This window comes from Brevundimonas sp. RM1 (assembly GCF_052907225.1).
Map to the genome: position 1 here is coordinate 1 of NZ_JBRERY010000061.1, position 2,052 is coordinate 2,052.

At 65.2% G+C, this 2,052-nt stretch carries 3 protein-coding genes; all 3 read right to left on the reverse strand.

Annotation, left to right across the window (positions count from 1 at the left end; genetic code table 11):
* Window positions 1-96: 96 nt before the first annotated feature.
* From arsB to ACU5AP_RS16195, 3 genes are read right to left on the reverse strand one after another with little or no spacing between them, the layout of a single operon-like run.
* Window positions 97-1,182: an ACR3 family arsenite efflux transporter gene (arsB, locus tag ACU5AP_RS16185; protein ID WP_003163808.1), complete on the reverse strand. Its 1,086-nt coding sequence runs from the start codon at window positions 1,180-1,182 to the stop codon at window positions 97-99.
* Entirely contained in the window at window positions 1,182-1,604 is a 423-nt protein-coding gene (gene arsC / locus ACU5AP_RS16190) for an arsenate reductase (glutaredoxin) (RefSeq protein WP_003163807.1), read from the reverse strand. The genes arsB and arsC overlap by 1 nt, the downstream gene beginning before the upstream one ends.
* Window positions 1,605-1,611: 7 nt before the next feature.
* Window positions 1,612-1,947, reverse strand: a complete 336-nt coding sequence (locus ACU5AP_RS16195; protein ID WP_003163806.1) for an ArsR/SmtB family transcription factor — start codon at window positions 1,945-1,947, stop codon at window positions 1,612-1,614.
* Window positions 1,948-2,052: the final 105 nt, after the last annotated feature.

The following is a 2,052-nucleotide window of genomic DNA, read 5'->3' on the forward strand; positions in this document are numbered from 1 at the left end:
CGGGCTCGTGGAGATCGTCCGTCGGCAGCCCGGCGGCCTCCAGCGCGGCGATGAGGTCGGGAGTGGGCTCGGGCAACTCCACGGCGTTGAAGGCCATCAGCAGGCGCCCTTCTTCGGGGCGGTCGCGGGGAAGCAGCGGCGGCCCAGCCACAGGGCGACCGACACCAGCAGGATCAGCACAGGGACCTCGACCAGCGGACCGATGACGGCGGCGAAGGCTACCGGCGAGGCCAATCCGAACGCCGCGATGGCGACGGCGATCGCCAGTTCGAAGTTGTTGGAGGCAGCGGTGAAGGCCAGGGCCGTGGTGCGCGGATAGTCCGCCTCGATCAGCCGTCCCATCAGGAAGCTGACCACGAACATGACCAGGAAGTAGATCGTCAGCGGAATGGCGATGCGCAGGGCGTCCAGCGGCAGGGCGACGACCTCGCCGCCCTTCAGGCTGAACATGGCGACGATGGTGAACAGCAGGGCGATCAGGGTGATCGGCGCGATGCGCGGCAGGAAGCGCGCCTCGTACCAGTCGTTCCCCTTGCGCGTGACCAGCGCGCGCCGGGTCAGGAAACCGCCGAGAAAGGGCAGGCCCAGATAGACCAGGACGGCGCTTGCGATGGTCCAGACGCTGACGTCAACCACGCTGCCCTCCAGCCCGAACAGGGGCGGCAGTACGGTCAGGAACAGCCAGGCGTAGAGGCTGAAGAAGGCGATCTGGAAGATCGAGTTGAAGGCGACCAGGCCCGCCACATATTGGTTGTCGCCGCGCGCCAACTGGTTCCAGACCAGCACCATGGCGATGCAGCGGGCTAGTCCGATCAGGATGACGCCGGTCATGTGTTCCGGCTGGTCGCGCAGGAAGATCACCGCCAGCGCGAACATCAGCACCGGCCCCAACACCCAGTTCTGGAACAGGGACAGAAGCAGCACGCGCTTGTCGGCGAAGACGCGGGGAAGTTCCTCGTACGTCACCCGCGCTAGCGGCGGATACATCATCAGGATCAGGCCGATGGCTATGGGGATGTTGGTCGTCCCGACCGACAGGCCGTCGATCCAGGCGGGAAGCCCGGGCGCGACTGTGCCCAGCAGCACGCCCAGCGCCATTGCGGCGAAAATCCACAATGTCAGCCAGCGATCGAGGAAGGACAGGTGGCGCCTTGGTTGTTCAGCAATCACGGCATTGACCATCAGCGGACCCTCCGGCCCCCGGCGTCGATGACGACTTCGCCGTCCTCCTTGGTGAAGGGCTTGAGTCCTTCTGAAGGCAGAAGGTCGAGGACCGCTTCGGACGGGCGACATAGCTTCACGCCTAGCGGCGCGACCACGATCGGACGGTTCAGCAGAATCGGGTGTGCTTCGATGGCGTCCAGAATCTGGTCATCGGTCAAATCAGGGTCTCCGAGGACCAGTTCGGTGAAGGGGGTGCCCTTCTCGCGCAGAAGGCCGCGCAGGGGGACGCCCATCCGTTCGACCAGCGCCTGGATCATGGCGCGGTTGGGCGGCGTCTTCAGATACTCGATGACTTGCGGCTCGATCCCGACGTGTCGGATCAGGGCCAGGGCGTTGCGCGACGTGCCGCAGGCAGGGTTGTGATAGATGACGACGTCCATGGTGTCCTCATGCGCGGCAGAGCGAGAGTTCGGCCAGTAGCGGCTCGCACAGTTCGGCGCGGCCCTGGCAGCAGTCCTTCAGCAGGAACAGGACCAGCGCCTGGAGGCGATCCAGGTCCGCCCGGTAGATGATCGACCGGCTGTGGCGCTCCGAATTGACCAGGCCGGCGCGGGACAGAACCCCGAGGTGCGCCGACATGGTGTTGGCGGGCACCGCCAGGGCATCCGCGATCTCGCCGGCGGGTAGGCCTTCGGGTTCGTGCCGCACCAGCAGACGGAAGGCCTCAAGGCGTGTCGGTTGGGCTAGGGCGGCAAGAGCGAGGATGGCGGCTTCGGATTCCATGATTCCAAAATAATGGAATTAATGGTGTCGTCAACCAAGCCGGGAACGCTAAGCAAGGATGGAATGTCAGCTGTCCGTCGAGAAGCCAATGACTGCTCCTGGCGC